The 25,688-nt window shown below is 61.3% G+C and carries 37 protein-coding genes; 9 read left to right on the top strand and 28 right to left on the bottom strand.

Going from position 1 to position 25,688, the window contains the following annotated elements; genetic code table 11:
- Positions 1–606 (bottom strand): hypothetical protein, encoded by a 606-nt coding sequence (locus FHW96_RS01200; RefSeq protein ID WP_172338729.1) that lies wholly within the window; start codon positions 604–606, stop codon positions 1–3.
- The gene (locus FHW96_RS01195) at positions 606–3,326 is read right to left on the bottom strand and encodes a phage tail length tape measure family protein (protein ID WP_172338728.1); all 2,721 of its coding nucleotides are present in this window, start codon (positions 3,324–3,326) and stop codon (positions 606–608) included. Before FHW96_RS01195 ends, FHW96_RS01200 begins: the two co-directional genes overlap by 1 nt.
- Between FHW96_RS01195 and FHW96_RS01190 the strand changes: the two genes are divergently transcribed.
- Positions 3,316–3,999, top strand: a complete 684-nt coding sequence (locus FHW96_RS01190; RefSeq protein WP_172338727.1) for a hypothetical protein — start codon at positions 3,316–3,318, stop codon at positions 3,997–3,999. The genes FHW96_RS01195 and FHW96_RS01190 overlap by 11 nt on opposite strands.
- Positions 4,000–4,004: 5 nt before the next feature.
- Here FHW96_RS01190 and FHW96_RS01185 read toward each other — a convergent pair whose 3' ends face one another.
- Positions 4,005–4,778, bottom strand: coding sequence for a Rha family transcriptional regulator (locus FHW96_RS01185; protein WP_172338726.1), 774 nt, complete (start codon positions 4,776–4,778; stop codon positions 4,005–4,007).
- The gene (locus FHW96_RS01180; RefSeq protein ID WP_172338725.1) at positions 4,775–5,218 is read right to left on the bottom strand and encodes a hypothetical protein; all 444 of its coding nucleotides are present in this window, start codon (positions 5,216–5,218) and stop codon (positions 4,775–4,777) included. Before FHW96_RS01180 ends, FHW96_RS01185 begins: the two co-directional genes overlap by 4 nt.
- A 319-nt stretch (positions 5,219–5,537) precedes the next feature.
- Between FHW96_RS01180 and FHW96_RS01175 the strand changes: the two genes are divergently transcribed.
- Positions 5,538–5,891 (top strand): hypothetical protein, encoded by a 354-nt coding sequence (locus FHW96_RS01175; protein WP_172338724.1) that lies wholly within the window; start codon positions 5,538–5,540, stop codon positions 5,889–5,891.
- A 3-nt stretch (positions 5,892–5,894) separates the two neighbouring features.
- Here FHW96_RS01175 and FHW96_RS01170 read toward each other — a convergent pair whose 3' ends face one another.
- From FHW96_RS01170 to FHW96_RS01055, 24 genes are all read right to left on the bottom strand, one after another.
- Positions 5,895–6,023 (bottom strand): phage tail assembly chaperone, encoded by a 129-nt coding sequence (locus FHW96_RS01170; protein ID WP_172338723.1) that lies wholly within the window; start codon positions 6,021–6,023, stop codon positions 5,895–5,897.
- Between the two features lie 20 nt (positions 6,024–6,043).
- The gene (locus FHW96_RS01165; protein WP_172338722.1) at positions 6,044–6,460 is read right to left on the bottom strand and encodes a GTA-gp10 family protein; all 417 of its coding nucleotides are present in this window, start codon (positions 6,458–6,460) and stop codon (positions 6,044–6,046) included.
- Positions 6,460–6,900: a phage tail tube protein gene (locus FHW96_RS01160; protein WP_172338721.1), complete on the bottom strand. Its 441-nt coding sequence runs from the start codon at positions 6,898–6,900 to the stop codon at positions 6,460–6,462. The genes FHW96_RS01165 and FHW96_RS01160 overlap by 1 nt, the downstream gene beginning before the upstream one ends.
- A 10-nt stretch (positions 6,901–6,910) precedes the next feature.
- Complete coding sequence (locus tag FHW96_RS01155; RefSeq protein ID WP_172338720.1) at positions 6,911–7,351, bottom strand: hypothetical protein; 441 nt, start codon at positions 7,349–7,351, stop codon at positions 6,911–6,913.
- Between the two features lie 2 nt (positions 7,352–7,353).
- A complete protein-coding gene (locus FHW96_RS01150; protein WP_172338719.1) occupies positions 7,354–7,842 on the bottom strand; it encodes a hypothetical protein in 489 nt (162 codons plus the stop codon).
- Complete coding sequence (locus FHW96_RS01145) at positions 7,839–8,192, bottom strand: phage head closure protein (protein ID WP_172338718.1); 354 nt, start codon at positions 8,190–8,192, stop codon at positions 7,839–7,841. The genes FHW96_RS01150 and FHW96_RS01145 overlap by 4 nt, the downstream gene beginning before the upstream one ends.
- Entirely contained in the window at positions 8,192–8,743 is a 552-nt protein-coding gene (locus FHW96_RS01140; RefSeq protein WP_172338717.1) for a hypothetical protein, read from the bottom strand. Before FHW96_RS01140 ends, FHW96_RS01145 begins: the two co-directional genes overlap by 1 nt.
- A 70-nt stretch (positions 8,744–8,813) precedes the next feature.
- Positions 8,814–9,251 (bottom strand): hypothetical protein, encoded by a 438-nt coding sequence (locus FHW96_RS01135; protein ID WP_172338716.1) that lies wholly within the window; start codon positions 9,249–9,251, stop codon positions 8,814–8,816.
- Between the two features lie 89 nt (positions 9,252–9,340).
- Positions 9,341–10,618, bottom strand: coding sequence for a phage major capsid protein (locus FHW96_RS01130; RefSeq protein WP_172338715.1), 1,278 nt, complete (start codon positions 10,616–10,618; stop codon positions 9,341–9,343).
- Positions 10,619–10,630: 12 nt separating this feature from the next.
- Positions 10,631–11,491: a head maturation protease, ClpP-related gene (locus tag FHW96_RS01125; RefSeq protein WP_172338714.1), complete on the bottom strand. Its 861-nt coding sequence runs from the start codon at positions 11,489–11,491 to the stop codon at positions 10,631–10,633.
- The gene (locus FHW96_RS01120; protein ID WP_172338713.1) at positions 11,478–12,776 is read right to left on the bottom strand and encodes a phage portal protein; all 1,299 of its coding nucleotides are present in this window, start codon (positions 12,774–12,776) and stop codon (positions 11,478–11,480) included. The genes FHW96_RS01125 and FHW96_RS01120 overlap by 14 nt, the downstream gene beginning before the upstream one ends.
- Before the next feature lie 3 nt (positions 12,777–12,779).
- Positions 12,780–14,606: a terminase large subunit domain-containing protein gene (locus tag FHW96_RS01115; protein WP_253950670.1), complete on the bottom strand. Its 1,827-nt coding sequence runs from the start codon at positions 14,604–14,606 to the stop codon at positions 12,780–12,782.
- Positions 14,607–14,608: 2 nt separating this feature from the next.
- Positions 14,609–15,115, bottom strand: coding sequence for a hypothetical protein (locus FHW96_RS01110; RefSeq protein ID WP_172338712.1), 507 nt, complete (start codon positions 15,113–15,115; stop codon positions 14,609–14,611).
- 204 nt (positions 15,116–15,319) lie between these two features.
- On the bottom strand, positions 15,320–15,637 hold the full coding sequence (locus FHW96_RS01105; protein WP_172338711.1) for an HNH endonuclease: 318 nt from the start codon (positions 15,635–15,637) through the stop codon (positions 15,320–15,322).
- 174 nt (positions 15,638–15,811) lie between these two features.
- Positions 15,812–16,276 carry a hypothetical protein gene (locus tag FHW96_RS01100; RefSeq protein ID WP_172338710.1) on the bottom strand — a complete coding sequence of 155 codons (465 nt, stop codon included), beginning with the start codon at positions 16,274–16,276 and terminating at the stop codon, positions 15,812–15,814.
- Between the two features lie 279 nt (positions 16,277–16,555).
- The gene (locus FHW96_RS01095) at positions 16,556–18,214 is read right to left on the bottom strand and encodes a phage/plasmid primase, P4 family (protein WP_172338709.1); all 1,659 of its coding nucleotides are present in this window, start codon (positions 18,212–18,214) and stop codon (positions 16,556–16,558) included.
- Entirely contained in the window at positions 18,211–19,929 is a 1,719-nt protein-coding gene (dnaG, locus tag FHW96_RS01090; RefSeq protein ID WP_172338708.1) for a DNA primase, read from the bottom strand. Before dnaG ends, FHW96_RS01095 begins: the two co-directional genes overlap by 4 nt.
- Complete coding sequence (locus tag FHW96_RS01085; protein WP_172338707.1) at positions 19,929–20,129, bottom strand: hypothetical protein; 201 nt, start codon at positions 20,127–20,129, stop codon at positions 19,929–19,931. Before FHW96_RS01085 ends, dnaG begins: the two co-directional genes overlap by 1 nt.
- Entirely contained in the window at positions 20,126–20,308 is a 183-nt protein-coding gene (locus tag FHW96_RS01080) for a hypothetical protein (RefSeq protein WP_172338706.1), read from the bottom strand. The genes FHW96_RS01085 and FHW96_RS01080 overlap by 4 nt, the downstream gene beginning before the upstream one ends.
- A gap of 27 nt (positions 20,309–20,335) precedes the next feature.
- Positions 20,336–20,710, bottom strand: a complete 375-nt coding sequence (locus FHW96_RS01075) for a hypothetical protein (RefSeq protein WP_172338705.1) — start codon at positions 20,708–20,710, stop codon at positions 20,336–20,338.
- Complete coding sequence (locus FHW96_RS01070) at positions 20,707–21,210, bottom strand: winged helix-turn-helix domain-containing protein (RefSeq protein WP_172338704.1); 504 nt, start codon at positions 21,208–21,210, stop codon at positions 20,707–20,709. Before FHW96_RS01070 ends, FHW96_RS01075 begins: the two co-directional genes overlap by 4 nt.
- A complete protein-coding gene (locus FHW96_RS01065) occupies positions 21,207–21,677 on the bottom strand; it encodes a phage regulatory CII family protein (RefSeq protein ID WP_172338703.1) in 471 nt (156 codons plus the stop codon). Before FHW96_RS01065 ends, FHW96_RS01070 begins: the two co-directional genes overlap by 4 nt.
- On the bottom strand, positions 21,674–21,958 hold the full coding sequence (locus tag FHW96_RS01060; protein WP_172338702.1) for a hypothetical protein: 285 nt from the start codon (positions 21,956–21,958) through the stop codon (positions 21,674–21,676). The genes FHW96_RS01065 and FHW96_RS01060 overlap by 4 nt, the downstream gene beginning before the upstream one ends.
- Positions 21,955–22,302: a hypothetical protein gene (locus FHW96_RS01055; RefSeq protein ID WP_172338529.1), complete on the bottom strand. Its 348-nt coding sequence runs from the start codon at positions 22,300–22,302 to the stop codon at positions 21,955–21,957. Before FHW96_RS01055 ends, FHW96_RS01060 begins: the two co-directional genes overlap by 4 nt.
- A 90-nt stretch (positions 22,303–22,392) precedes the next feature.
- On the opposite strand from FHW96_RS01055, the gene FHW96_RS01050 reads away from it, so the two are divergent.
- The 7 genes from FHW96_RS01050 to FHW96_RS01025 all read left to right on the top strand — a co-directional run bounded on the left by FHW96_RS01050 (position 22,393) and on the right by FHW96_RS01025 (position 25,688).
- Positions 22,393–22,761 carry a helix-turn-helix transcriptional regulator gene (locus tag FHW96_RS01050; protein ID WP_172338701.1) on the top strand — a complete coding sequence of 123 codons (369 nt, stop codon included), beginning with the start codon at positions 22,393–22,395 and terminating at the stop codon, positions 22,759–22,761.
- A 214-nt stretch (positions 22,762–22,975) separates the two neighbouring features.
- Positions 22,976–23,440, top strand: a complete 465-nt coding sequence (locus tag FHW96_RS01045; protein WP_172338700.1) for a hypothetical protein — start codon at positions 22,976–22,978, stop codon at positions 23,438–23,440.
- Positions 23,440–24,414 carry a hypothetical protein gene (locus tag FHW96_RS01040; protein WP_172338699.1) on the top strand — a complete coding sequence of 325 codons (975 nt, stop codon included), beginning with the start codon at positions 23,440–23,442 and terminating at the stop codon, positions 24,412–24,414. The genes FHW96_RS01045 and FHW96_RS01040 overlap by 1 nt, the downstream gene beginning before the upstream one ends.
- Positions 24,414–24,605 carry a hypothetical protein gene (locus FHW96_RS01035; RefSeq protein ID WP_172338698.1) on the top strand — a complete coding sequence of 64 codons (192 nt, stop codon included), beginning with the start codon at positions 24,414–24,416 and terminating at the stop codon, positions 24,603–24,605. The genes FHW96_RS01040 and FHW96_RS01035 overlap by 1 nt, the downstream gene beginning before the upstream one ends.
- Complete coding sequence (locus tag FHW96_RS01030) at positions 24,602–24,859, top strand: hypothetical protein (RefSeq protein ID WP_172338697.1); 258 nt, start codon at positions 24,602–24,604, stop codon at positions 24,857–24,859. Before FHW96_RS01035 ends, FHW96_RS01030 begins: the two co-directional genes overlap by 4 nt.
- Positions 24,856–24,990: a hypothetical protein gene (locus tag FHW96_RS26450; RefSeq protein WP_256432789.1), complete on the top strand. Its 135-nt coding sequence runs from the start codon at positions 24,856–24,858 to the stop codon at positions 24,988–24,990. The genes FHW96_RS01030 and FHW96_RS26450 overlap by 4 nt, the downstream gene beginning before the upstream one ends.
- Entirely contained in the window at positions 24,987–25,688 is a 702-nt protein-coding gene (locus FHW96_RS01025; protein ID WP_172338696.1) for a hypothetical protein, read from the top strand. Before FHW96_RS26450 ends, FHW96_RS01025 begins: the two co-directional genes overlap by 4 nt.

Below are 25,688 nucleotides of genomic sequence, written 5' to 3'. Positions count from 1 at the left end.
TTATTCGTCCTCTGCGATGATGATCGTGCCGAAATCATGGAAAGGCGCGGCGAGGCGGGCCCAAGCCAATTCGTTGCCGCTGATGCTGCCCTGAATGATCGGCGCCGCGATTTCGCAGGCATCGCCGTCCAAGGGGCTGCGGCGCAGCATCGGATAGATCGGCACGGTGGCATTGCCATCACTGTCGGCCACGGTGGTTTGCGCGGCGAAGTAGAGATAGCGGCGATTCGCGGTGACAATGGGAACAGCCTGCCCTTCGCGGATGGCATAGGACGGGCGCAGGCCGCGCAGGGCGATGGCAAAGCCGGTCTGGCCCGCGCCATCGACCACCGGCGAACCGGGCAGGCCGATGGTCAGGCCGTCCTGACGAAAATGCATCGCCGCGCCAAAGATCTTGGCCTGCGTCAGGCGTGAGGCCCAGATGCGGCCATCGGGTTCGGCGCGCATCAGGGGAATGGTCACCTCCAACGCAAAGCGTGAGCCGAGGCGCAGAAGGGTCTGCACCGGGCCGCCCATGAAGGGTTTCAACTGGCCCCCAAAATCGACAAAGTGGACCTTGTCCACCTTCACCCCACGCTTGCGGGGCAACATGATGGGGTCGGTCATCAGGAGATCCTTTGTTCGGCGCGCTGCTGCATGCGCTGTTGCGTCAGGCCGGGCGCGGCGGCCAGCGCGGAGCTGGCATGCTGGGCGGAGATTTGCGTGAAGGTCTCCATCAGTTCATTAGCCAGAATGCCGTTTCTGGCGTCGATGTTGAAATACTGGTGGACCGTCTGGCCCATGGGCGCGAGCGACTTGGCGGTGGGGATGCGCGGATAGGACAGCGTTGCGGCCGAGAGCAGGCCGCCATCGGCAAAGCGCGGGAAGGTGCCCTTGTTCATCGCGTCGATCATCGGCCAGTAATTACGCACCGCCTGCGCGTTGACGATGCCCTCTTCATTTGAAACCGCGATGGGGCGCGATCCGTTGACCAACGCAAGGATGCTGTCGCTGGTGCCCGTGCCCGGCCCGGAAATCATCCCGCTCGATAGGCGCACCCCGCCCGCATAGCCCGGCAGACCGCCCAGCGCGAAGCCGAGAAGGCCGCCCGAGGCGCGGCCGGTAACCTTGCCCCCGGTGGACAGGCCAACGCCGATGACCGACAGGATCGTCCTTTGTATGGCAATCCGCGCCAGATCGGCGATGATGCTGGCCGCCATTCGCTTGAATGCGCCGGCGGCGGTTTCCGTGCCCGACACCAGCCCGACAAGGCCGTCTTCCAGCCCCTTCAGGCCATCGACCTTCACCCCTTCGAGCGAGGCGTTCATATCGGCGGTCGATGCGCGCAGCTGCTGCCGATAGGTGGCCATCGGCCCGGCGTTCTGCTGTTCGGTCCGCGTCCGGCGCAGGTCAAAGGTCTGGTTGATGTTGCCGATTTCAGCCATGCCCTGATCGCCGGTCAGTTGGCCATCGGTGACCTTCTTGTCGACGGCAAGGATCGCCTGCTTGCGCTCATTTTCGAGGATCTGAAGCGCCAGCGTGCGCCGCTCAGCCGTAGTCAGCGCCAAACCGGACTGGGCCTGCAAAAGCTGCGTTTCGAGGCCAAGGGCATTGCGCTGAACTTCGATCCAGCGGTCTGCAACATCGCGCTTGGCACGTTCATCGATCTGGGCTTTTTTGGCCTCGGCCACCTCGCCTTGCTTATACTGCAAGGCGTCGATATCGGCCCGGCTCCACTTTTCCCGGCGCCCTTGCTCCTCAGTTGCCCGGCGCTCACGCTCGCGCGCGAAATCGACGGCTGCCTTGTCCAGACGCCCCAGCTCTTCCAGATCGGTGACATTCTGGCGCGCAATTGTGGCAAGCTCGGTAAGGCTGCGCGCATAGGCATCATCATAAGCCGCATCAGACTTCTTTTCGGCCTCGGCATCGCGTGCGGCCGTTGTGTCTTTCTTGGGCTTCTGCTTGGCGGCATCCCGCGCTTTCTCAATGGCGTCCATCTGCGAGGAATATTCAGCCTCGCTGATCAAGCCCTTGCCAAAGCGATCGGTCAGCGAATCCGCGCGCTTATCGAGATCGGCCAATTTCTTGCCCTGCGGAGTGGCGGCATCCTTTGCAGCCTGCGCAATCTGCAAACCGCGAGCCTTGCGCACATCGGTTTCGGCATTCAATTCCGCTGTCTGGGCATCATACAAATTCTTTCGTGCATCGGCCACGCGCTTGTCAGCCGTTTGAATGGCCGAATCCCGTGATGCACGCGCGGCCTCACCATTGGCGGGCCGGGCGTTGGCCTTCTGCTGTTCCGCAAGTGCGACCTGCAACTCTTTGCGGGCGGCGGATACCTGATTGGCCAGTTCAGCTTGGCTTTGCTCATTGTTGGCAACCTGAAGCTGTAGGATCTGCCGACGCGTCTTGAGCTGACGGTCCAGTTCGTCGCCCAGCTTTTTCTCTCTGGCGATGGCACCGTCGAGCGTAGCGTCAAACACGGCCTGCGCCTGATCGGCAATCTTGGTGCTTTCGGCCTGATCCTTCAGCTTTTTGGCCGCATCTCCCACCTTGTCATTGAAGATGTCGAGATGACCCAGCAAGGGCACGATGGCGACGGCCGCCGTGGAAAGAGCCATGCCCCAAGGGCCGGACAGGAATTTAATGACCGCGCTGCCTTCGCCCTCCATCATCTGAAAGGCGCCGACAATCTGGCCAAACTGCTGGCTGAAAACCATCATGGGCGGCATCCCGCCTGACAGGCTGGTGGCCACATCGGACACCTGAAAACTCAGATCGCGCATGGCGTTGCGGGTGGCACCGCTGACCTGCGCAACCTGCCGCTGGGCATTGGTATGACGGCCAAGCGCCTGCTCCATGGAGGCCAGCACTCCAGCCTGCACGCGCAGGGATTCGGCTTCCCGGTCGGCCTCCATGGCAGCGATCCCGGCCGAAATGCCGACTTGGCGCAGCGCCTGCGCCTCGCGCGTGTTGGACCCTTCCGCCTTATCGGCGGCGGCGGCCTGTTCGCGCAGTGATGCGGCCAGACGATCCTGCGCGGCGGCGCGCTCCAGAACGGAGGCTGACGTCAGCCCGCCAAAGGGATCAACAGCACCGCCGGATGCCGTGGCGCTGGCCGCCGCGCGTTGCCATTCTTTGACCTGCCGGGCGATATTGCGCCCGATCTGCTCCCCGGCGTTATTGCCTGCATCGGCCAGCGAGTTGCGGACCTTTTCCTGAATGCCTTCCAGCACCTCGCCGATGCTCTTGCTGGTGTCGGCAACGTCCGTCTGGGCCGAACGCAGCGCCGCCTTCAGCTTATCGGTCTGGCCGCTAAGGACAAGGACGAGGGGTTTGACGGCCAAGGGCTTTGCTCCAATAAAAAACCCCGCCGGTTGGCGGGGCTGGGTACACTATGTAAAAATACCTTCCGATAAGGAGGGCTTTATGATTCTCGCACCTTTAATCTTAGCACTTGCCGCCCAATGCGACTTGAAGGGGCTGTCCAAAAAAGACCGCGAGTTGCTGTCAAAAACGCCAGAGGAAATAGCATCAGTTGTAGACATTCAAGACGATCCATTTCAGCCCGCCTTGAAATTGCAGTTCGGACCATTTACTTCAAAAGATGCATTTTCAAGTTATGCTATCATTCGAAGTTTTGTGTCACGTAAAAATAAAAGTATAGATTATCAAATTTATGTTCGTGCCATATATGATGGCGAGCATCGCGATTATTCGACGGCTGCCTATATGGATGGCGATAATCCAATCTCACTCCGTGTAAACAAATTGGACACATCCGTTTTGTCGTGCGGCGCCTATAGACGATGCACTATTTCCGAAGACCTGACATTTGAAATACCTGAGCGAGTTTTAAAGGTATCAGCAGATCAAGCAAAGGTTTGCTCCGAAGATGGCTGGCAGTTTCGCTTGTATGATAGATTTGGAGACTACCAGAGCATTACTATTACCGGAACAATTGTTGCGGCTGCAATTCTGCGAACGAACTACGCGAAGACACTAATAACCGATAAGTAGTCAATTTAAGCCAACATCCAACCAGCTAAATAGGACCCATCCGACCGATAGGTTCGCAGGCCCAACCCCTTTACCGCCTTACCAAAGGTCACGATGCTGACCGGCGCACCTCCGCCCCGGTGTGTTCTATGCCAATCATCATAATCGGCGTAGAATATACCAAGGCGGGCACGGTATCCCTCTGCCACTGCAAGCCGCTCTCTGGCCCAATCTGCGATCCCGGCATCTTCCGCCTTCTGCGAGATTAGCCGGTGCGTTTCCTTAAAGGTCTTAAGCAGCGCCTCAGGGACAAACACGTCTGGAAATTCCATCACCCGCCATGCCCGCCGCCCGGCCTCCTTTCCGCCCAGTAGGCGAGCTTCGGAGACAAAACGGAGGCGGTCGCGGAAATCGACGGGCAGCGACGCCATCGCTTCGACAGGCTCAATTTCACCTTCATCATTGCTGACTTCCAGTGCGCGCTGGAGCTGCTGCTCCATGCGGTCAAATGCATCGATCCAGCACGCTTGAATATCGAGCGCCTTTTTCCCGGAGAAGCCCATTACCAGAAGCATGAAGCCCTTGCGGTCCATATCGTAGCAACGGGCAGAGCGCCGGGCGCCTTTGCCCGCGTCGATCTGAAACATCTTGCATCCAAAATTGGATGCAAGATCCGGCTTGGTTTTGATCTTCGTATCAATGGCGCGCAAAACATGCGCATGCTGCTTGCCAAAGTCCGCCGCCACGTCGCGGCTATCGGCCACGACGCGATCCGCCTCGATCCGCACCAGCGCGTTCATGCGGCCACCTTTGCGGCCATACGGGCTTCATCGGCGGCGATCTGGGCAAGGGCAGCATCGGACAGCTTGCTGAAACGCAGTTGGCGCCTTTTCCAGCGTAGGGCCATAATGCCCGGCGCCGGAATGCAGCATTGCCGATCAATCGCGGCATTCCATGCACCCAGCACGGCAAAGCTGGCGCTGTCGCGCAGAATCTTCAACCGACGCAGCCTTTCGTCATCCACAATGCAATGCGCCCGCGCATGTTCCACTTCTTCCATGCCCATTTGCCACATGATGCGCGCATCGGTATCGAGCCGGCGCAGCCAGGTCTTGCTTGCCGCCGGTTCTTCGCCCTCGGGCAGGGGCGCCAGAAGGGCGGCGATGAAGGCGCTGGAATTTTCGTTGCATTTTCCGGTCGCACGGGGGTGCGATCCGCTGTTATAGGCGGCATCAGCCATGACGTTGCTCCTGTAAAGCACGTTGCGGTTAGGGCGGCGGAGAGGGCTCAATCTCTCTTGCCGCCCGCCTTATATGGCGCTAGAAAATGCCTATGTCAACATTACCCAGCGCTAGAAAACCGCGAGGACGACCGAAGGTCGATGCTACGCCAGTCAACACGCGGTTTCCGCCCGAGGAGTTGGCTGCCCTCGACGCCTATATCGCCGCCCAGAGCGAACCCCTGACCCGCCCCGAAGCCATCCGCCGCATCCTGCGCGCCTCTCTGGACTCATCCGAATAGGTAGACCACCGTAAGCCCTTCAACGATTCGGAGGGTTTATGAGCGACCTTGAAGTGATTGTGGGCTATGGTTCAGTTCAATATTTCAACAAGGTTGATGAAGTTCCGACCACTTCAACAACAGAAGGCAATACCACGGTCAATGTTATCGGGACGCCTGAAATACCAGAATATTTTGGCGTAACGTTTTATATCACCGGGCGAGTGAAGGACGGTGGGCCGCTGGACAGTAATTCGTTCTTCTGGACGGAGAAGGTTCACGGCCTCGCATCGAACACTCCATATGCCGAAGTTGAGACGAAAGCAGCGAAACAGCTAGCTGCAAGTCTTCGATCTGTCGCTGATGCCGTTGCAACATCAGCTGGTCTGGATGGTGAGCAAGATGCATCATGACGATCACTCCTGATTGATCCGCGCATTCGCCCTTTGCCGCGCCTCGATCATGGCCCAGATTTCATGGGGCGTGGATCGCCAGAACTGATCCGCGCTCCACCCAAAGGCGTCCATCATGACGCCCATCAGCATGCGGTAGCGGGCATGGCCCTCTACGGGGTCTCCGCCACCGCGCGCGGCTCCCCCTGCGGGGTGTATCCGCCGTTCACGACATTGGCCATCACGGCGGACAGGATGCCCAGAACCTTTACCTGACCCTCGGCATAGATCAGGTCGGCCAGCGCATCATCATTGATGTTGGCGGTCAGCTTGTCATCCGGCGCGGCGCCCGCGCGGATAAAGGCCCCCGCGATGGTCCCCAGCTCGCGATAGCTGAGCGCCACCGAGCCCGCGCGCTGGACCAGCAGCAACATGCTGCCGCCCAGTTCCTCCTCGATGGCAAAGGCGGCTTCCGATGTGGGGCGAAGGACATATTCGACCCCGGCAAGGGTGAGGGTGGCCTCGCCGCGAACGGGATTGGCCTTCGGCCGGGCAGAACGCCCGGCCCGAGGTTTACGATTGACTGCCATTAGTCGCTCCCAGTCGGCACGATATCGATGGTGGGCGCAGCGGCCAGCGTCAGATCGGGGCTCCAGGTCGCGCCGGTCTTCTGGTCGTAATCATCGGCGAAATTGCCGACGCCCATGACGGCCTGAAACACCACTTCATCGGTGATGGTGTTGACCAGCTGAACCTCGACCTCGGGCAGGGCCAGCTTCTGCACGGCATACAGACGGGTATAGCCCGGATCGGGGATCTTGGTGATGCCGTTGACCGACAGGGAGATGGTCTTTTGGCCATAGGTGCCGGTCTTATAGGCGCCGTCGTCCTTCGAGCTGGTGTCGATGGCGTCGCTGCTGGATTTGCGGCTGACCTTCTGTTCGCCTGCGATGGTCAGGAATGCGGGCGTACCGGCGCCGTCCGAAATCTTGACGCGATAGTCTTTACCAAGTTGGTGGATAGCAGTCATAATGCCCTCCTCAGGCAGGTTGAGCGGTGAAAGTGAAGGTGGACAGGCCGGTGTAGGTCACGCCGTCGGCAATGGCCTCGCTGGCGATTTCCTTCTCGATCTGCGGGCGGTTGAAGGCGGCGCCATCGGCGGCGATGCGCTGATAATTCAGGCGGCGGCGAACCTGCCACATCATCCAGAGCAGTTCGCGGCGGCGGTTGCCGCGCCAAACGGTGATGACCTCGGCCTTAATCGTGCTGGCCTGTTCATCGCGGCTTGCGAAATCATCGGCCTCGATGGTGCCGATCAGGATATAGGGTGGCTGGGTGTTTTCGGGCAGATGCTGAAACACCTGAAGCTGGGCCAGATCGGGGGACAGATCATCCGGCCGATCCGCCGCGCCCGCCAGCGGCGCCAGCGCGGCGAACAGCGCGTCCTGCGACGGGGTCAGAAGGTCAACATCTTCGGCCAAGGTCAGGCTCCGACATCATTGAGGGTTTCGGCCCAGAAGCGATCCTGGACAGCGATCAGCAGCTGATCGAAGCGGCTTTCCTGATGGACGAAATGGCGACCTTCGCGAGCGCGCCAGTGCATGATATAGGTGCTGCGCGGATAGACCTTGACGCGGCCCTTCTGGACCGTGCGGCCCTTGCGCTTGTTGAGCCGAGTGACGGTCTTTTCGCCCGCTTTGACCCCGCCCTCCTGCATGATCGCATAGAAGCGCGGATCGCGGCCGGATTTCAGGTCGGGATAGCCCACGCGGACGCGCAGGCCGCTGATCGCCTGGGCGACGGTCAGCGCATCGCGAAGGCGGCCGGTGCGGACCGGCGCGGCGGCCATCTGAACCGCCAGCGCCTGTTCGCCCAGATCACCCAGCTCCTGCGCCAGCCTGCGCCGCGCGGCGGGCTCGACCGAGGCCAGAAACGACAGTGTGGCGGACAGGTTTTCGACGGTCTGGGTCATTCGGCCCTCACTACGCTTTCGTTGCTGGCCATGATGACCAGCCAGCGGCGGCGATAATCCGGATCGGTGGGCGGCGCGGTGACCGTCACTTCGGAGCCATCGGGCAGGATCACCTGATCCTCTTCGGAAACGCCTTCCTGCCAGCGGATGGTGATGCGGACGGCCTTTATGCCCTGCAAGGCGTGGGCGATCACCGATTCGCGGCCGCCCAGATCCTCGATGCGGGCATAGGGCTGCGCATAAATGATCGGGGCCTTGGTCTGGCCGCCCTTGCCGTCGTCCACCAGCTGCATGCGGCGCAGCTGGATACGGTCGCGCAGGGCGCCGCTGTTTCGCCCATAGTCCGCCATCAGATCACCAGATCGCGATAGGATGACAGCAGGTCGCGGATGCCCTCCGGAATGGCGCCATCCTCGGGATGGTCGAACCGATAGGCCGCCAGCATGATCATCGCCTGTTTCATGTCGGCCGCCGCCATGTCGTCCAGCATCTTGGTCCTAAACCGGATGGTGATGACCGACAGGCGGTTTTGATAGGACGGCCAAGCCGCATTGGGCTCCAACAGGACGCGCTGGGGCGAACAGGTGAGGTCGAGGACATAGGTGCTGGCCATCACGTCGCGCGAGGTGCCGTTGCTGTCCAGATAGGTGAAGCTGTCGATGGCCGTGACCGGCCCACGCGGCAGATCGATCACGCTGCAAAACCCGTCGAGGGTCAGTTCCCAGACCTGTTCGCTGATGGTCTTGGCGGTGTATTTCTCGATCTGGCGCACGACGCCGGGGATGACCATATCGATGGCAGCATCGAAGGCGGTGTTGTCCGCGCTGATCCGCGCCCACACCTTCACCTCATCGCGCGTGATCGGCGCTTCGGTGGCCGGGGTGACCAGTGTCAGACCCAAGATCGCCTCCTGAAAATCGTGATTGGGAAAATGGCGGGCCGGAATGGCCCGGCCCGCCAGTTATCCGGCATCAGGCCTGATTGGCCACCGGCGCCAGCGCCGGATCGCCAAGAATGGCGCTGGCCGCAATCGGCGTGGCCGTACCATGCGTGCCGCTGAAATCGGCGACCAGCTTGAGGTAGCGCTTTCCGCCCTTGTAACCGAAGCGATAGACGGCCGCTGCGGCATGGGCGGCGACCAAAGCCTTGATGATGCCATTGGTGATGCCGGAAACACCCAGCATGTCCGCATCGGCGACAGCGGTATAGGTGCTGTCATCATCCGAATGGGTCAGAACAAATTCAATCTTGTTCGTTCCCGAAAAGGTGATGCCACCAACACCGATATTGAGCGCGATTTCCAGCGAATCATAGCCCAGACGGTCGATAGTGACGGCGGTGCTGTCCGCCGCATAAGCCGCAGCAGCGATCGCCACCGCCAGCGCGATGTTCGAATGCATGTCTTCCATGGGATTTCTCCGCAAATTTTGGTGAAACGCCGGATCATATCCAGCGCTGGAAGGAGGCGGGATGCAGTTACAACCCGCCTAGGCGCTGATCAGGTCGAGCACTTGAGCAGCTTGATCGCCTCGAAATTGGTGATCCCGCCGCCCACGCGCTTGGTGGTGTAGAACTTCACATAGGGCTTGGCGGTATAGGGATCGCGCAACACGCGGGTGCCCATGCGATCAACGATCGTATAGGCGCGCTGGAAATTGCCGAAGGCAACGGGGAACGCGCCGGCACCCAGCGCGGGCATGTTGTCATCCGTCATCACCGGCTTGCCCAGAATGGTGCCGGGCATATCGGCAGTGGGCGGCGCCCAGATATAGTTGCCCTGGCCATCCTTGAACTTGCGGATGGTGCCCAACACCGCATCGCTGGTGACGAAGCTGGCGCCATTGCGATAGCCTGCCTTGAGCGAATAATAGAGATCCATCAGAGCATCGGTCGGGCTGGATGCGGCAAAGGCGGCGGCGCCGCCGGTGACGACGAAACCGACTTTGCCCCAGGCATAGGAGGAATTGGCAACCGGCGTATAGGAGAGGATGCCGCGCGGCTTGTTGATGCCATTGCCGCTGATGAAGGCGGCGCCTTCCTGTTCGGCAAAGGTGATCGAGATTTCATCGGCCAGCCATTGAGCAATGTCGATGAACCCATCATCCAGAACGCGCTGGGTCGCGGCCGGATTGGCATAGATCTCGCCGGTTTCCAGCTCGATCTTGCTCAGCTGCGGCGTACCCGTATCCGGGCGGGCGCTTTCTTCGCCGACCCAACCGGCGCCCGCGCCGCCCTGCGACACCAGCGCGGAATATTCACCGGTAGCCGTGCTGATGACGCGCGACAGGCCGCGCATCGCCGAAACCACACTCAGAACACGCGTGATGGTGCGGTCCATCTCTTCCGGCATCAGCCAGCCACCATCGGGATCGCTCTGGGTGGTCAGGCCTGCACGCACCTGAAGATCGCCCAAAGCGGCTTCGGCCGCCTGATCGCCGCGACGAAACCAGCGGTTAAAGGTCTCGGCATGCTGGCGCGCTTCGGCGCTCAGCGTATTGCGGCCGTTGCCGCCCAGCGCGGCGGCGGCGGCAATCGCTTCCTGCTGCGCATTGAGCGTGTTGGTCAGTTCAGTGATGGCCGCATTGATGCGGTTCACCTCTTCGGTGCGGACGATATCCGACTGACCATTGCGAACAGCGGCCAGTTCTTCATCATACTTCGCGCGCATTTCGGTGACGGCGCGATTGATGGCATCGAGCGTGGCGGCAGGGGTGGGCGTTTCAGCACGCACAAGGGCAGGGCCGCGAAAGCGGCGAATAGGCGTCATCATGTTCATGGTGGAACCTCTTTAAACGGAGAGCGTTGCGAGCAGCCGTTGCGCGGCGGCATGGTCTGCTTGGTCGAAGGCGCCTGCATCGCGCGCGGCGTCGGGTGGGGTTTGCATCGCGCTGGACCCCATCATGGCGCTGATCATCTGTTGACGATCGGCGCGGGAGAAACCGGCCTGCGCCAGCGCACCCTCGGTGCGGCGGCGGGCCAGAATGGCGGCATGATCCCGCGCATCGGCCTTTGCGGCCGGTGCGGGATCGGCAACCGTCGCGTCGGCAAAGCCCTTGGCAATGGCGTCGGACGAATTGAGCCAGGTTTCGGCATCCAGCAGCGCCTTCACATCGGCCAGCTTCATGCCGGTGCGGGCATGATAGATATCGGCAAGCGCGCCGTCGAAGCCGTCGAAGGTATCGGCCGCTGCGCGCATGTCGTTCTTGTTGCCCACGATCACGCCCCAAGCGTTGTGGATCATCAGGAACGAACCCACGCCCATGTTGATCGTGTCGCCCGCCATAGCGATGATGCTGGCGGCGCTGGCGGCAAGGCCCAGCACATTTACCGTCACCTTGGCCGGATGCGCGGCCAGCAGGTTGTAGATGGCGATGCCCTCGAACATATCGCCGCCGGGCGAATTGATGTTCACCGCCACTGGATTGTTGCCGATGTTGCGCAGCGCGCCCGCGATGCGCTTGGCCGTGGTGCCTTCGCCCGTCCACCAATCCACGCCGATCTGGTCATAGATCGTGATCGTGTTGGCGTCATCGCTGGCGGCGGCCTGCGGCACATCGGCCCAGCGGGAGAGAACATCGCTGGGCGCGTCCCACTGGAAATTCTGCGGGCGCGTCGGCATGGCCGCCTGCGGCAGGTTACGGAGCGACATTGCTATTGTCCTTGTTCGAGGTGCCCGCCGTGTTCGGCGGATCGTAATAAACATCGCCGCCGGGGCGCGGGTTTTCGTCTTCTTTGGCCAGCACCTTGTTCGGGCTGAACACGCCCCATTGCATGGCCTTGACGTAGCCTTCCCAGCGGGTCTTGAAGTCCGCACGCACCAGCGCGTTGCGGTTGAACCGGGCGTACAGGGCCGTGAACACGTCCCATTTCAGCAGTTGCAGACCGATGGCCTCTTCCCATGCGATGAAGCTATCTTCGAGGCTGAAGGTCACGAAATTCTGGGTCTGGCCGTCAATGCTGCTGCCCAGCTGGGTGTTGCCCGCCGTGATGCCGATCATATGGGGCTGGACCCCAAAGAACATGCAGACATCGGTGCGGCCGAATTCGCGGCCCTGCAACCATTGCAGATCCTTCGATGTCAGGGCCATCTGTTCGTATTCAAGGCCGTCTTCCAGAACGATGGCCTTGCCCTCGCGCGCGCCGCCCGCCCGATATTCGTCCAACTGTGCGCGAAGGTAATCCTTCTGTTCGTTGGTCAGCGCCTTGCCCGCAGGCAATTTGAACGCGGCCGATACATTGGCGCCGTTGCGGAACACGGTGTTGCCATGGTTTTCCATGGCCAGCATGCCGCCAATCGTCTCGCGCGCGAAATGCAGCACCGAAAGGCCGTTCACTCCATCCAGCGACAGGCCGGTGAGGTAGAACATGTCTTCCTGAGGATAGACGAACTGGCGCCCATCCTTGCGGGTATAGGTGAAAGCCAGTTCGCCGCTGTCAAGCTGCGCGCGCTTCACCCGATCCGGATGCAGCGGGATCAGCGCAATGACCTTGCCGCCTACGCCGCGTACCTTCACCGCATGGGCATTGCCGCGCAGCAGGACATGCGCTTCCATCATCCGCTTGAACTGCTGCGGCGTCTGCCACTTGTTCGGGCGGCGGCACAGCAGCTTCCATGCCTCATGGTCGGATGCATCAACGCGGGTGCGTTCATCAACCTTGCGTTTGATACCCAACGGTGTGTTGGCAACGGCGCCGGTGCGGATGCGCAGGCAGGCAAAGACCGTTGCGACCTTCAGCGCCGTGCATTCATTCACCGGTACGCCCGAATTCGACATGTTGCCGAGGCGCAGGGCCTGTTCCAGCTCCTCGGGCGTATTGATGCTGATCATAGTGCCCGAAACACCGGCGCGCGGGCCGTTGAAATAATCAGGCTCAGACGCAGCGGCGGATGGCCCGGCCGAAGCCGAACCCAAAAGGCGGGAAAACCAGTTCATGGATCAGAGCACCAAAAGGCCGCGCGTGGCATAGACCGATTCGCTGGGCCCGGCGGCTACGGGCGAACGCTCCATCAGCTTGATGGCGTTGAAACCGGCAATCAGGGGGTCGATCTTCCCCCGCCCGGTTGCCTGCTTGCTGATATACACGCCGTTTCCCCTGTCTTCCGATTTGGCATTGCCCACGCACCAGGTCATGATCCCCTGGCCGGGATGGTGAAGTTTGCCGCCATGCAGTTTGGTTTCCGCCGTCCAGATCGCGGATGAGAGGTTTTTCGCATTCTGGGCGATAGGTTCGATCAGGCCGGAACGGCCGCTGACAGCATCGCCCGCGTCATATCCCCGCTTCACAAGTTCATCGACCAGCGCCCCGATCAGGGCCATATCAAGGCCGATGCCACCGGCTTCGGGAAGCTTGTTGCTGTTGCGGATGGTATCCAGCAAATCGGCCGCCTGCTGGATGATATCATCCAGAATGGGCACCAGTTTCAGATCGCCATCACGTTCGAAATCAAGCAGGTATGATGCAATGTCCTTACGCAGGTCCAGCACCGACCGCACCGCCCAAGCGCGCGTCCACATCAACCAGCGCCCCGTATCCTTTTCGCGGCCGACTACGGTCAGGGCAAAAAGGTCATCCAGGCCGCCGCCATCAATACCGACCGTTACCACTTCGCACCGCGCCAGCAGCGTGGCCAGTGTCAGCGTACAATCAATATTCGACAGATCGGCCCTGTCGGACGGCGGCATACCCGTATCCGGCTGCACCTCATCATCGCACGGCACACCGGTTTGCGGAGCCGCGCGCGACAGCCAGTAATCCGCACCGCGCCACCGCGCCGCATGAAGGCCAAGGCCCAGCTGAATATTCAGATGCTGCGAGGCCCAGCGGATAAGCTCCGCCTCGCCTTTAGCCTCTGCCTCGGCAAAATTCTCTTCCAACAGGTCGAGGTGGCATGACAGCCCAAGGTTGGGAAGCACCATCGGCCACATTGCCGGGTTCTTCCATGGCCGGTTGCGATCCGTCTGGATCTCTTCCGGATACTCATAGAGCAGGGGCAGGGTATTGGCTGCCTTGCCCGTCAATCGCCCGTCGCGGATTGCGCGGGCCAGATCCAACTCTTCCTTAAACAGCCCGGCGGGCGGTTCATCGGATTGCGTGGTGATCGCCAGCAGGAAAGCACCCGGACGGGCCACCATGCCGCCCCATAACTGGCCCCAGACGCGGCTTGCATAATGGACCTTGCCCAAAATATGCAGTTCATCGACCAGCGCGCCTTTGGGGATTTCGCCCGTGACGATCTTTTCGTCGAAGGTCTGAACCGAAAGGATCGAGTCGGTGACCTGATCCTTGATCGTCTTGTTGTAAGCCTGAATATGAAATCGGTCTTTTAGAACCGGATCGGCAAGGATCATGCCCTCCGCCTGGGCGAAGGCACGGTTGGAAATCTTCTGTGTTGCGCCCAACAGCGAATAGCTCTGGCGCGGTTCATCATCCATCAGCAGCGCGGTCAGCATGATAGCTGCGCTGCCGGTGGTTTTGTTGTTCTTCTTCGGGATCAGGTTCAGCAGCTTGCGGACATGCCGCCGACCGTTCCTATCCAGTGAACCAAAGATGACAGCCGGAATTTCCCGCTGCCAGTTGCCGCCATGCGTCCGCAATTCCGGCAGGCCCACCACATCGGGCAGGCGCAGTTTGTTGAAGATCTTGACCGCACGGTTGGCCAGTTCGCGATTAAGCGGCAAGGAAGGGATCAGGCTGCGCCCCTCGGCAAGCCGATCTTTCCAGTCAGGGCAGGAGAAATCCCACCCACCGCTCATATCACCCATGGTCAGTTGGGGGCGCCAGTTGGCACACTGCCATGAAGCAGGGTTCCCCATTCATCATCGCCTACACCAGCGGTATAGGCATTCTCACGCCGGGTTTCCTTGAGGCCCTTGGGCTTGGCAGCTGCCTTCTGAGCAGCGGCAGGCTTATCTGCAAAACCAGCGCTATCCACCCGCATCTTTTCGGCAGCCAGCATCTTGTCCAAATGCTTGATAGCCGAGACGCTGCCACCCTCGGCTTCGGCTACTAAGGTCGCCATCATACCCGACCGGATAATGAGCATCGCGATCTCGCGGTACTTCACCTCGCGGGAAAAAACCTTGCGGAAGGTCTTGGCATCGCAGCCTAAAACGGCAGCGGCATCTTTAACCGAATGGCTTGATGCAAATAAGCACATGACTTTATTAGATTTTTCTTTTGTCCATAGATAGGCCGGTCGCCCTTGCCCCTTTGCAGGGGCCGGAACCCAGCCAAACAGGCCCGGTTCAGCGTCCGAAATTTCATCGACCAAGGAAAAAATCTCCGAATGGGGGGAGGGGCGGTGATAGACGGCCCAGACCCCCCGATTTTGACCCACCCCCCCCCTTTGGTGTTGCATCAATGTCACAGGTGGATGGTCGAGGCACCCTCGCTGCACCCATTCGACCCCGCGAAAGTGGCTGAAATCAGCCATTTTTCAATGATTTGGAGGCCTTGCGCTGGTCGGCCTACCCAGTCACCCGACCAACCCAACCCGCGCCCTCTTGGCCTCCTCGGTCTTCACCCCATGGTGAACCCTGCAAAGCCATTGCGTGTTCTTCGGGTCGAACCTCGCGCCGCCATCCCTGATCTCGCGGATGTGGTCGAGGATCAGCCGATGCTTCGACCCGCACACCGCACACCGATAGTCGGCATCCTTCCGCCTCGCATCCCGCAAGGCCCGCCACTCTGCCGACTGATAGATAGGCTCTGCTACCTTGGGCTTAGCCACCAATCGAGGCTTCGCCGCCACCAGCCGACCGGGCGCGGCCATCAGCCTGCGCTTGCCCGCCATGCCACCAAACCTTTCGAAGAGAGAGCCGGGGCATCCAGCGATCAACACGCGATGCCCCGATGATGACCTACGTTACCCCCAAACAGGGGTTGAAACGAACACCCTTTATTTAGGGGGTTGAGGGTTGAAGACTCTTGACACGTCAACCCCCAGCAAATCCGCCAATCTCCTGACTCACCAAGCCGAGAGCGCCACCAATCCACCCGCCCGCGCCAACCGCTGCAATGCCCGCTCATAGCGCACCCGTAACCCGTCTGTGGTGCCCAGCTTGGCATTACCGGGCAGCCTGCGCCATGCACCCAGCACCGCAGGCCAGAACCCATCCTCACCCATCTTGCGGCTCTTGTGGGCCAGCACAATGCCCAACAGGCGGCGCTGATCATCCGTCAGCATCATCACCAACGCACCCGGCTGGATGAACACGCGATCCATCAGATCGACCTCACGGCGGCTCAACGGGCGCCGGGGCGCTTCATCCGCCTTATAGTCGGTGACCGCATCACGCACGATCTCCGGCCACCAACACCGCTCTCCCGCACGCAGCCAGCCCTTTTCCCGGTCAGGCACCCGCATCAGCGCATCCCACGCCTCGATCAGCGTGTTCTCAGCCGCTTCAAGCTCAACGTCCTTTCTAGCCATCTTCCGATACCCCTACAGTTAACTACAGATTTCATATTCTCGCGTGGGTGCGCACACAGGCCCGGTATCAATTGGGCGCAAAGGTGTTAGGACTGTCGGAAACCCCGCGAAATCAAGCGCTCAAACTGTCTGGCCAACTGTCTGGCGGGTGTTTGTTCAACTGTTCAGTTGCCCAAAATCGCCGCTCTTTTTCCTGCCAGCTTCTGGTCCGATCATTATCGCCTGATAGTCTTTCAGACAGTTGAGCAGACAGTTGGCCGAACAGTTGACACAACATCGCTACGCCGGGCCGCCGAACGGATCATCATCGACATCAGGCAGGTTATCCCAATCCTGAGAGCCGGTGCTATCGCTGGCGCGCGGGGCACCGTGTGTAGACGCATAACCGGCCAGGTCGCCAGCACCCTTCAGGCGGATACCCACACGTTCTTTCTTGCCAGTTGAATGATTTGGCACGGAATAGATCTGGGCTTCGTTCAGGCGCAGTCCAAAGCTGGTCTGCTTGAGGATGTGATCCTCCTTATCGCCGCGCTCGATACAGAACTGGCGGAAGTGCTGATACAGGGCCGTAGCCTCCGACCGGGCTTCCGGATCGGTAATATCGCAACACCGCTCGATCCATTCGCCCAAAGCGCTGCTGGCCGACCAGAACGAGGCCGTAGCCCGTTTCGCCATTTCCGGCTCCGGTATGTTTCCATCGGCAAGCCATTCCAGACAGCCTTCGATCATCCAGTTCAGAATACCAGAACTCTCCGCCATCAACCGGGCAGTGACCAGATGCACCGGCTCATCCGCCACGCCGGGCGTGACGCCGAACTGCACCACCCACGGATAGAGCTTGAAGCGCCGGCGAAACCCGCGATCATCGCTGGGCGGCTTGGGTAGCCCGTTGCATTCCGCGATCAGCTGCCAATGCGGCTTAAAGCTCAATTCCGTGGTGGCATGGGCCCCGCGCGCAATCATCTCGCTGCCCGTGGCCTGCTTGATGCGCTGTCCATCCCATGTACTGCCCTTTTTGGGCTCATCCATGACTACCAGCCGCACATCGCCCGAAAGGCGTACAATGTCGCTTTGATGCGAGGCGCTGGCCTGTGATGGTCCTTCCAGAAACGTTTTGGGATCGGCCCTGCGTGCATAGGCGCCGTGCAGCTGACAGATAATATCATTGGTGACGCTCTTGCCGTCCTGCCCCTTACCCTGAAAGATGTAGAACGCCTGATCGGATATCAGCGCCGTCAGCGTCATGCCGTAGATCCGGCGCAGGGCTTGTCGTTGCACCGGATCGTGGTGCATCACTTCCATACGCTTCATCCATTCGGTGGGCACCGCATCGGGATCATAGGCGACATTGCCTACCTGCATGAAGCGATCGGCAGGCCGATGCCCCGGCTCGAAACGGTGCATCCATTCCCCTCCCGGCAATTTCTCGAACAGCAACGTTCCATTGGCGCAATGATATGCCATCGGCCTGGCATCGAAATCCCGCGACCATGCTTGAGTGATAAAAGGTGCCTCAACCACATCACCGCCCGATGCCTCATAATCGCGAAGACCCTTAAACTGGGCCAGCATGCCGGTTGTCTTGGCCGAATCGCCGGACTTCATCGCCCAAGCCCAAAGCAGATTGACGCGCTCATCCGCCATTTCCTTGCTGAACCTGCCGCCATAGACGCGGGCCAGCTCATCCGGCTCCGCCTCGCGCAGGGCATGAACTTCATCAGTGATGGCCATCGCCGCGCGTTGGGCATAGGAGAGCGCATGCGCCGGACCCACATCGGCGGACCAACGCACGCCGTCAAAGGCAATCCAGCCGCCTTTCCCGCCTGCCGCATCGGCCAGCCACAGCAACCGACCTTCGGCGGCCTCATACACCCGTTTCGCATTGCCCAGATCGTTCAAGGGCAATTTCGACCGCTCCAATGCGGACATCGCCTTCATACCGAGGCACCACCCGCATCGATCAGGGCATGAACCGTAGCCCGCCGCTTGATTTGCGGACTGGCCCCGCGCGGGCGGCCTTCAATCAACTGGGGCATCATTGCCTCTGTCATGGGCCCACGAATGCCCAACACGCGCCGATACAAGACCCGCTGCATTTCATCCTCTTCCCGCTTGGCCGGGCCGTGCTCCAGATCACTTTCGATATCCTGCACCGCGGCGGTGATGGCCTTCTTTTGAAAGCCCGCCAATTCGGCCATTTTCATCAATTCCCTGATTTCCTCGGTGATGGCGCGCCGCTCCTCGCGCCGCTTCAACACGGCCCGCACAAGAGCGATCAACCGTCCGGCACTGTCGCTTTCACTTTCGGGAAAGGCGTAATCGCCATCATCGGCATAGGTGATCGAGTGCAACGCCTGTTCGGGCACGATCTGGGGCACCGCGGATATCTCGCGCTCAAACCGCGCACGCCACAAGCCCAGATATTGCGCCCGCGTTTCCGGCTCCGAGATCTGCCCGGCCATATCCGCCAGTTGGGCCCACACCTGGGCAATGGCCTCTGGCGCCGACTCGCGATCGACCCCATCGGCGGTTGCCTCAAACAGCAATTCATGTGGTGGCTTGGCCGCTTCAAGGGCGCCTACAATCACCCGCTTGCCCATGCCGCTGGCATCGAGAAGCAACAAATCATCCGGGTCTTTGCCTTCCGGCAATAAGGCAACGCGCAATTCGCGCCCCGGCCCAAGCGCGGGCAGGGCCAGCTTCGCCGCGCGCAAGGCCGCCGCGCGCCCTGCCTTATCCCCATCGAACAACAGGATCGGCCGATGATGCACCCGCCAAAGCCGCTCAAGCTGCGCTTCGGTCAAGGCTGTGCCCATGGGCGCAACACATTCGGGAAAACCCCCACGCGTCATGGCCACCACGTCGAAATAACCTTCGACCACGATCAGCCGGTTCGCGGCCAGCGGTCGGGCCGCTGGTGCTGCACGATGTAGATTGAACAGTGTCCGGCCCTTGTCGAAAATCGGACTGTCGGGCGAATTGACGAATTTGGGCTGATCGCCCCGCCGCCCCGGCCAAACCCGGCCGCCAAAACCCACCAGCCTCCCGCGCGCATCATGAATGGGAATGGTGATGCGATCATAAAAGACCTCGCGCAGGCTCTCATCCTCGCGCCGCACCAACAGCCCGGCCATCACGCCCAACCGCTCACCAATGCCCGAACCGCGCAGCGACCCATCCTGTCCGCGCGCATAACCGATGCCGAATACCTCGATTTCCTCCGGCCCGATGCGCCGCTGGCTTAGATATTCCAGCACCGCACCAGCCGGTTCAAGCTGCCGGCGATAAATGGCCTGTGCCTTGTCCAGCGCGGCGCGAGCGGTGTCGATCCGTTCCTCGCGTTGGCGCTGTTCCGGGCTGGCCTCCGGCATATCGACACCCACACGCGCGGCCAGCTCTTTCACCGCATCAATGAAGCCCAGCCCTTGGCCATCCATCATCCACCGGATCACATCGCCATGGGCGCCGCACCCGAAACAGTGATAGAAACCTTTGGCATCATTGATGGTGAAGCTGGGCGTTTTCTCACCGTGAAACGGACAGCAGGCCTTAAACTCCCGCCCGGCTTTCACGACCTTGACAGTCTGACCGATCAGTTCGGACAGTTTCACCCGATCGCGCAGCGCGTCGAGGAATGAAGCGGGCAGGGCCATTATTCGCCACCATCCGCCAACAGCTGTTCGATTTTTTCGAGCGCCTTTCTGGCTGCCATAAGGCTGTTCACATCACCACTCCGGGCATGATCAACAGCGGCACTGGCCAAACCCTTGACCTGTTCTGCCAACTGCAAAACACGCCAGTTCGGCAACTTCCGCAACCGGCCAACCGGCCCGATATCATCCTGCGCGCTCATTCCGCCTCGCTCCCTTGATCAGGCAGGATCTGCACCCCGCTCACCGGATCGTGCCGCACCATCGCGGCCAGCTGCTGCGCCACATCGCGCCGTTCGGCCCGCCTGGAGCGGGCACGCACTTCCCTGTTCCGCGCCCGGCGTTTGCCGATGGCGCGGATGGCCTTGTTCAACTTGCTCATGGGTCACCTCAAACGGTGGAAATCACGTCACTTTTGCGCGTTGGTCGGCTCTGGAAGGTCATAACCGATTTCCTTCAACTGCTCGATCAAACCGGAAAAGATGCGCTGCATCGCGTGGACCTGCTGCGCCGGAAATGGCTCTCCACACACCAGCAGCACCTCGGCCGAGCCATCGTCACCGGCCAGAGCCCGCTCGATATCATCGGCCATGTGGTGCAGCCGCTCGCGCCCGACAAAGGCATAGCGCTCACCATTGCGGCGCAGACCTTCAGGCCAGATGCTCAGCCGAACGCGGATTTCGCCGCCGCCCACCACTTCCAGCCGCCCAACAAGGTTTTCGCCCTGATGCGTCTCGGGCGCAAAGCCCCACACGGCGGGCAATTCATGAATGGATTGCTTCATGGTGCGGCCACTCCGCTTGCGGTGCTGGCGCCCGTCTCGACAATCGTGACCACCCGCCTGCCGCCAATATCCCGGACACTGATCAGCCCGGCGCTGACCAGCTTGCGAAACCGATGCGCCGCCGCCTGCTTGTCGCGCAGGCCCAGCGCATCGGCCAAATCTGTGTAGCTGGGGCAGGGCATCCCCTTTTGCGCCGCGCGATCAATGGCCGCGAACATGCGCCCCTCGACCGTTTCGGCCATATCGGGCGCGATGGTCGCGGCCCGGCCCTTATCGCGCCTTGACCTCTCGACCAGATAATGCAGGCGACCGTTAACGCGCTGCTGCACCGTGACAACATCGCCCGCGCGGCGCCAAGCATTGACCTGCCGCACAACCTCATGCTCCGGATCAGGCCCGGCGCCCACGGCATAGATCACGCGCCCGCCGCCCGGTCCGGTATTGCGGAACCATGCCCTCAACTGGCGCAGGTCTGCATAAAGGGCCTGATCCTGCGTCATTCCCCCTCCTTCAGGATCTTCTCAAGCTGCTGCTGCAACTGGGCGGCGATGCGATTATGCGCGTGCAGTTTGTCGCTGCACCTTGCCGCCTCGCGGTGATCAATCCGGTTGTCATCGGCCAAAGACCGCGCAATTTCGCCCGATACCTCACCCAGCGTCTGGGCCAGCTGCATCGCCAGAAACGCGGGCGAACCTTCATCCGCCCCCACATCGATCGCGGGCACGAACACGCCGCCCAGCTCGCGCGCCATCGCGCAGATCACCGGCGGCAACTGCCCCTCGGCCACCGCAATTTCATCCATGGCGAAGGCACAATCGAGCGGCGGAAAAGTGTCCGTGTTCAGATTGTTCCAATCCCCCACGGTGGACCGGCTTCGCTCGACCGTGGCGGCAGCCCCGTCGATCCCGCCGCTATGACCAATCGCCTTGCGCACCGCGCGCTTGATCCGGGCGAGGGCGGGGCTCACTGCACACCGCCCTTCGGAGCATCGCCCTGCCAAGCGGCAACGAATGTCGGCAGTCCCGCGATAAACCTCGCCAGCACTTCCCCGCGATGCGGTTCCGGCAACGTGCCAATCACCATGCCCAGCGCATTGCCCACGGCATTGGAGATGACTTCTGCCACATCTATCGGATTTCGCTTCTGGTCGCGCGCTTCGCGGATCACTGGGTGCAGCTCGCCCAGGATCGCCGCAAACAGCGCCCGCGTCCGCTCCATCTGGTCGGACATGTCATAGGGCGCGCTCATGCCGCATATCCTTCGCATCCACCGGAGAGGCTTGCCGCCCCTCCGGCTTCCGCATGCGCAACCGTGGCATCACCCGGACCGGCTGCGACTCCGTTTGTTCCGGCGGACAAATCCTTGATATTTCCAGTCGAACCGCTGTTCGCAGTTGCGGTAGAAGTCACCTCATGAGCCCCCCGATACCTCTCCATGAAGTCCCTGATGCGCTTCTCAGTGCGAGAAAATACCTCGCGACCTTGGCGCATTTGACGGACCAGATGCCGGTCCCCAGTCGCGCCGACGCCAAGTGCGGTCGGGGCGATCCCAGTTTCGACGATGAACGTCTCGATGTCATGAAGCAGGCTCATGGCGCCTGCATAAGGTGTGATATGTCACACCGTCAAGAGGTGAAACGTCTCAACTGTTCATGCCCTATGCCCACGTGGGATACTGCACCCATGGGTAAAGCATTCGATATTGAGCGGTTTCGCACACGCCTGACATACCTGATGGAAATGCATGGCCTCGCGCCTAAGTCATTGTCTATCCGGGCAGGTCTGGGTGAAACGGCGGTGCGGGACATCTTCGCTCCAAAGCGCAAGGATGTGCATATCGGCACTGCGGTCAAGCTGGCGGATTACTTCGGGGTTACGCTTGAGGAAATGCTTGGCCGCGAAGATGACGAAAAAGTAGAAACATTTGAAATCTATAGGAACCTTGACCCGCAAATGCAGCAGCAGGCCAAGATATTCATCAACACCCTTCGCGAAACCTCTGCAAAATTCAAGCACAAGGGTGACGAAGATGACCAGCCCGAACCGGCCTGACTAGCCAGGATTGAACATGCGGCGGCTTAAAGCGGCGGGCTATGGCAGCATGGCCCGCCTTTTTTGTTGCCCGGTCGCTTCCGCAGGATATTTCCCCCTTTTTGATCAGTGTGATGGATTGGATTAGATTGCGGACAGTGTGATGCATCACACTTTTTGAGTTGACAAGGTGTGATGCGTCACACGATACAGGCGCCACCGAAAGGAGGCGCCCATGTCCCTTACATCGCCCGTTTCATCCGAACCCTCGCTGGCCGATATGGCGGCCGGTCTCTATCTTTCCCGCAAGGCCAACGCGCAGGCAGCGGTCAACGCTGGCCGCATCACCGCCCCCGAGGCCGACCGGGCGCTCCATCCGTGGCTGGCCATAGCCTGCCTATGCGGCGCCGATCTGCCCGAGCTGGGCGGCCTGATTGCCGAGGAGCGGGAAGGGCAGGCCATCTTTGGCGCCACCGTCCCCGTTTCCGATGGCCGCGCCCGCCGCACCATCGCGGATAACATCTTCCCCCGCGACCGCTGGGCGGGTCTGCTGACCCGCACCCGCGACAAGGCCGTCGCCACGGGCACCCCCGAAGCCCTCGCGCTCTACCGCATCGGCCTCGCACTGGCCTTTGACCCCAACGGCCACCCGATCCCGCCCTACGGCGCCAGCCACACCCCGATTGCGGAGGCGGCGTGATGGTCGATACCACCCAAACCGCACCCGCCGATCTGGTCGAGGCCGTTCGCGAAGTTCTGAACCATGCATATTACCTGCTGGACGACACTGCGAACGACAATCCGCCGGAGGTGTCGCAGGAATCATGGGACAATCTTTCCAAGGCTGTCGAAACGCTTGAAGGCCTAATTCCTCAGGAAGAGCAGCCATGCATCATCGGTGTCGCTGCCCGCTTGATTGCCGGGTCTGCACCTTATCCCGCCCACGCCGATCTGGTCGAACGTATCGCCCGCGATCAGGCCAAGGCAGATCAGCTTAACTGGGATGAGCCCTGCCTGCAGGATGCCGACAACGACATCTATTGCGAGAGCAGCACCTGCATGGCCGCCTTTTACGAGGACCATGACGCCGATGCCGTTCGCCAGCATTATCTGAGCCGCGCCAAAACCGCGTTCGCGACCGTACAGGCCTATATGGCCAGCGATGGGGTGACGCAGATGGATCGGGATTTGTTCGCGCACATCCTTCTGTCCATGAACGGAAATGAGTGGGTCTCAGAAGGCGAACTGCGGGACGCTCCTGACAGCCATCCTGCATTCCCTCACATCATCGCCCACCGTCAGGCCACTGCGATCACCGCACTCCCCAACATCGAAGGCCCTGCGCCTTTGCCCGTGTCGTTTTCGGAAATGGCAGAGCATTTTCAGGAAACGGGCGCGCTTGAGGCCGTGGGCGTGATCGACCCGCGCGATGCCCAAAAATACCTCGTCTGGTCGAACGAACACGCGGCTTGGTGGGGCAAGGACCGCCGCGGCTACACGCGCATCATTGCCAATGCTGGCCGCTATAGCCGTGACGAGGCCCTCAAGATTGCGGGCACACGCGATGGCGGATGGCACGTTCGCAAGGACAACCCCGATGAGATCGCAATCCCTGAACAGGATGCCATCGACCAGTATGCGGAGATTACGCGGGCGCAGGAGGGCCAAGCCTGATGCGCTCCATCCTCTCCCTCGCGCCCCGCGCCGATGAAGACAGCGCCACCGCCCTCGATGCCTATCGCGCCACGCTGCGCCGCGACGAACGCTGCCCGGTCTGCCCGGTCCGCTCGGCCATGTGGGATTACGGCCTGATCGTTCTGGCCGTGGTCTGCACGCTGATCAGCATCACGGTGCAATACGCATGACCGGCGCCCCAACCTGCGGGGAATGCCGCTGGCTATCCTCGGCGATGGGCATGGCCCCGCAGCGCTGCACCCGCCCGATCGGCAAAACCTTCACCCACGCGTGGGGCGAAGTGACCATCCGGGCCAGCAAAAACCCCACCTGCGAACGCGCCCGCGATCACTCGCTGATCATGCGGGTGGAGCAATGCGGCCCATCCGCCCGCTTCTTCGAACAGCGCCCCGCGCTGCCGCCGCCGCCCCAAAGGGGGAAATGATGCGCGGTGCCCTGATCTATTCCGCCCTGCTGGTGCTGGGCACTCTCACCGGCTGCGCCATCGCCCGGCTTCCCGCCTGGACCGACGCGCTGGCCCGCCTGATCCTCCTGCTTGCGAGGTCGATGCCATGAAATTTCTTCGTCAACCCGATGGCGACCGTCAGCCGTTCGAAGGATGGGTTGTTGTGCCCCATCTGAATATCACTTGGGGATTTACCAAGGTTTTGACGGCCCAAGCCATTGCGGCACCCAAGTATCTTTTTTCATGGAAGTATCGCGCCGGTTATTTCGGCTTCTGGCGCCTCAGCCGCCGCCGCGCCCTTGTCGAAGCGCTGAACCATCACCTTTGGCCGCGCTGCACTCTGTCCCGCGCCAAAGACAGCCCGTGGATCTGCGTCCAGTTCAGCCTGCGCGGCGACAATCTGCCCATGCTGGCCGATCTGGTGATGGACGGCGATCAACGCGCCCTGATCGACGTGCTGGACCGCATGGATGACTTCTCCCACTGCCCCAGCGGCCACTGGCTGTCTTTCCGCTTCCCCGCGCATTGGGCCCCGTCCGCGCTGGGCGATGCCCGCCCCGTCTGCTCCCATTGCCGCAACACCGGCGCGCTGGATTACGCCCATTTCGCGATGGACCCATGCCCCTGCGCCAATGCCGTCGCAGTCATGATCGGCGGCGACTGGCCCGCACCCGACTGGCCCGACGCGCCGCACCCCCTTTCACCGCCCGCCACCGCGCAGGCAGATAGCCCAGAGGGTCGCACCCAGGGCAACCCCACCCCGGCACCGGACAAATCCGGGCCGGGGCAACCGGGAAAGGGCGCCTGA

The sequence above is a fragment of the Novosphingobium sp. SG751A genome (assembly GCF_013149295.1).
Taxonomy (GTDB): domain Bacteria; phylum Pseudomonadota; class Alphaproteobacteria; order Sphingomonadales; family Sphingomonadaceae; genus Novosphingobium.
The sequence above is the reverse complement of the archived record's forward strand: the minus strand, read 5'-3'. Positions and strand labels throughout refer to the sequence as shown.

Excerpts from the sequence above, each read along its gene's own strand:
- FHW96_RS01200 (WP_172338729.1), bottom strand. The coding sequence starts at position 606 with ATGACCGACCCCATCATGTTGCCCCGCAAGCGTGGGGTGAAGGTGGAC.
- FHW96_RS01185 (WP_172338726.1), bottom strand. The coding sequence starts at position 4,778 with ATGAACGCGCTGGTGCGGATCGAGGCGGATCGCGTCGTGGCCGATAGC.
- FHW96_RS01180 (WP_172338725.1), bottom strand. The coding sequence starts at position 5,218 with ATGGCTGATGCCGCCTATAACAGCGGATCGCACCCCCGTGCGACCGGA.
- FHW96_RS01175 (WP_172338724.1), top strand. The coding sequence starts at position 5,538 with ATGAGCGACCTTGAAGTGATTGTGGGCTATGGTTCAGTTCAATATTTC.
- FHW96_RS01170 (WP_172338723.1), bottom strand. The coding sequence starts at position 6,023 with ATGCTGATGGGCGTCATGATGGACGCCTTTGGGTGGAGCGCGGATCAG.
- FHW96_RS01165 (WP_172338722.1), bottom strand. The coding sequence starts at position 6,460 with ATGGCAGTCAATCGTAAACCTCGGGCCGGGCGTTCTGCCCGGCCGAAG.
- FHW96_RS01160 (WP_172338721.1), bottom strand. The coding sequence starts at position 6,900 with ATGACTGCTATCCACCAACTTGGTAAAGACTATCGCGTCAAGATTTCG.
- FHW96_RS01150 (WP_172338719.1), bottom strand. The coding sequence starts at position 7,842 with ATGACCCAGACCGTCGAAAACCTGTCCGCCACACTGTCGTTTCTGGCC.
- FHW96_RS01145 (WP_172338718.1), bottom strand. The coding sequence starts at position 8,192 with ATGGCGGACTATGGGCGAAACAGCGGCGCCCTGCGCGACCGTATCCAG.
- FHW96_RS01135 (WP_172338716.1), bottom strand. The coding sequence starts at position 9,251 with ATGGAAGACATGCATTCGAACATCGCGCTGGCGGTGGCGATCGCTGCT.
- FHW96_RS01130 (WP_172338715.1), bottom strand. The coding sequence starts at position 10,618 with ATGAACATGATGACGCCTATTCGCCGCTTTCGCGGCCCTGCCCTTGTG.
- FHW96_RS01125 (WP_172338714.1), bottom strand. The coding sequence starts at position 11,491 with ATGTCGCTCCGTAACCTGCCGCAGGCGGCCATGCCGACGCGCCCGCAG.
- FHW96_RS01120 (WP_172338713.1), bottom strand. The coding sequence starts at position 12,776 with ATGAACTGGTTTTCCCGCCTTTTGGGTTCGGCTTCGGCCGGGCCATCC.
- FHW96_RS01115 (WP_253950670.1), bottom strand. The coding sequence starts at position 14,606 with ATGGGTGATATGAGCGGTGGGTGGGATTTCTCCTGCCCTGACTGGAAA.
- FHW96_RS01105 (WP_172338711.1), bottom strand. The coding sequence starts at position 15,637 with ATGGCGGGCAAGCGCAGGCTGATGGCCGCGCCCGGTCGGCTGGTGGCG.
- FHW96_RS01100 (WP_172338710.1), bottom strand. The coding sequence starts at position 16,276 with ATGGCTAGAAAGGACGTTGAGCTTGAAGCGGCTGAGAACACGCTGATC.
- FHW96_RS01095 (WP_172338709.1), bottom strand. The coding sequence starts at position 18,214 with ATGAAGGCGATGTCCGCATTGGAGCGGTCGAAATTGCCCTTGAACGAT.
- dnaG (WP_172338708.1), bottom strand. The coding sequence starts at position 19,929 with ATGGCCCTGCCCGCTTCATTCCTCGACGCGCTGCGCGATCGGGTGAAA.
- FHW96_RS01085 (WP_172338707.1), bottom strand. The coding sequence starts at position 20,129 with ATGAGCGCGCAGGATGATATCGGGCCGGTTGGCCGGTTGCGGAAGTTG.
- FHW96_RS01080 (WP_172338706.1), bottom strand. The coding sequence starts at position 20,308 with ATGAGCAAGTTGAACAAGGCCATCCGCGCCATCGGCAAACGCCGGGCG.
- FHW96_RS01075 (WP_172338705.1), bottom strand. The coding sequence starts at position 20,710 with ATGAAGCAATCCATTCATGAATTGCCCGCCGTGTGGGGCTTTGCGCCC.
- FHW96_RS01070 (WP_172338704.1), bottom strand. The coding sequence starts at position 21,210 with ATGACGCAGGATCAGGCCCTTTATGCAGACCTGCGCCAGTTGAGGGCA.
- FHW96_RS01060 (WP_172338702.1), bottom strand. The coding sequence starts at position 21,958 with ATGAGCGCGCCCTATGACATGTCCGACCAGATGGAGCGGACGCGGGCG.
- FHW96_RS01055 (WP_172338529.1), bottom strand. The coding sequence starts at position 22,302 with ATGAGCCTGCTTCATGACATCGAGACGTTCATCGTCGAAACTGGGATC.
- FHW96_RS01050 (WP_172338701.1), top strand. The coding sequence starts at position 22,393 with ATGGGTAAAGCATTCGATATTGAGCGGTTTCGCACACGCCTGACATAC.
- FHW96_RS01045 (WP_172338700.1), top strand. The coding sequence starts at position 22,976 with ATGTCCCTTACATCGCCCGTTTCATCCGAACCCTCGCTGGCCGATATG.
- FHW96_RS01040 (WP_172338699.1), top strand. The coding sequence starts at position 23,440 with ATGGTCGATACCACCCAAACCGCACCCGCCGATCTGGTCGAGGCCGTT.
- FHW96_RS01035 (WP_172338698.1), top strand. The coding sequence starts at position 24,414 with ATGCGCTCCATCCTCTCCCTCGCGCCCCGCGCCGATGAAGACAGCGCC.
- FHW96_RS01030 (WP_172338697.1), top strand. The coding sequence starts at position 24,602 with ATGACCGGCGCCCCAACCTGCGGGGAATGCCGCTGGCTATCCTCGGCG.
- FHW96_RS26450 (WP_256432789.1), top strand. The coding sequence starts at position 24,856 with ATGATGCGCGGTGCCCTGATCTATTCCGCCCTGCTGGTGCTGGGCACT.
- FHW96_RS01025 (WP_172338696.1), top strand. The coding sequence starts at position 24,987 with ATGAAATTTCTTCGTCAACCCGATGGCGACCGTCAGCCGTTCGAAGGA.